This window comes from Helcococcus sueciensis DSM 17243 (genome assembly GCF_000423145.1).
Classification (GTDB): domain Bacteria; phylum Bacillota; class Clostridia; order Tissierellales; family Peptoniphilaceae; genus Helcococcus; species Helcococcus sueciensis.
The window spans coordinates 1-1,352 of sequence record NZ_AUHK01000044.1 but is presented as its reverse complement, the minus strand read 5'-3'; the positions used below and the strand labels follow the sequence as shown (position 1 = coordinate 1,352).

1 rRNA gene is annotated in these 1,352 nt (G+C 49.3%); it reads left to right on the top strand.

Features of this window, described 5'->3' with window-relative positions:
• Positions 1 to 1,316 (top strand): 16S ribosomal RNA (locus G534_RS08185); the annotation flags it as partial.
• Positions 1,317 to 1,352: the final 36 nt, after the last annotated feature.

The window sequence follows — 1,352 nt, the reverse complement described above, 5'->3', positions numbered from 1 at the left end:
CTATGTTAAAGATTTTATCGGTGAAAGATGGTCTCGCGTCTGATTAGCTAGTTGGTGGGGTAAAGGCCTACCAAGGCGATGATCAGTAGCCGGATTGAGAGGTTGAACGGCCACACTGGAACTGAGACACGGTCCAGACTCCTACGGGAGGCAGCAGTGGGGAATTTTGCACAATGGGGGAAACCCTGATGCAGCGACGCCGCGTGTACGATGAAGATCTTCGGATTGTAAAGTACTGTCCTTGGTGAAGATAATGACTGTAACCAAGAAGCAAGCCCTGGCTAAATACGTGCCAGCAGCCGCGGTAATACGTATGGGGCAAGCGTTGTCCGGAATTATTGGGCGTAAAGGGTACGTAGGCGGTTATTTAAGTCTAAATTAAAAGGCATTGGCTCAACCAATGTAAGGTTTAGATACTGGATAACTTGAGTAGATGAGGGGAAAGTGGAATTCCATGTGTAGCGGTGAAATGCGTAGATATATGGAGGAACACCAATGGCGAAGGCAACTTTCTGGAATCAAACTGACGCTGAGGTACGAAGGCGTGGGGAGCAAACAGGATTAGATACCCTGGTAGTCCACGCAGTAAACGATGAGTGCTAGATGTTGGGAGTCAAATCTCAGTGTCGCAGCTAACGCAATAAGCACTCCGCCTGGGGAGTACGTACGCAAGTATGAAACTCAAAGGAATTGACGGGGACCCGCACAAGCAGCGGAGCATGTGGTTTAATTCGAAGCAACGCGAAGAACCTTACCAAGGCTTGACATATACATGAAAATCCTAGAGATAGGATCCTCTCTTCGGAGACGTGTATACAGGTGGTGCATGGTTGTCGTCAGCTCGTGTCGTGAGATGTTGGGTTAAGTCCCGTAACGAGCGCAACCCTCGTCTTTAGTTACCAGCAAGTAAAGTTGGGGACTCTAGAGATACTGCCGGTGATAAACCGGAGGAAGGTGGGGATGACGTCAAATCATCATGCCCTATATGTCTTGGGCTACACACGTGCTACAATGGTCTGAACAAAGCGCAGCGAACTCGTGAGGGTAAGCAAATCGCAGAAAACAGATCTCAGTTCGGATTGTAGGCTGCAACTCGCCTACATGAAGTCGGAGTTGCTAGTAATCGTGGATCAGAATGCCACGGTGAATGCGTTCCCGGGTCTTGTACACACCGCCCGTCACACCATGGGAGTTGGCAATACCCGAAGTCGTCGAGCTAACCTTTTAGGAGGCAGACGCCGAAGGTAGGGTCAATAACTGGGGTGAAGTCGTAACAAGGTAGCCGTATCGGAAGGTGCGGCTGGATCACCTCCTTTCTAAGGAAAAGTTGGTAGAGAAATCAAGTATTTACT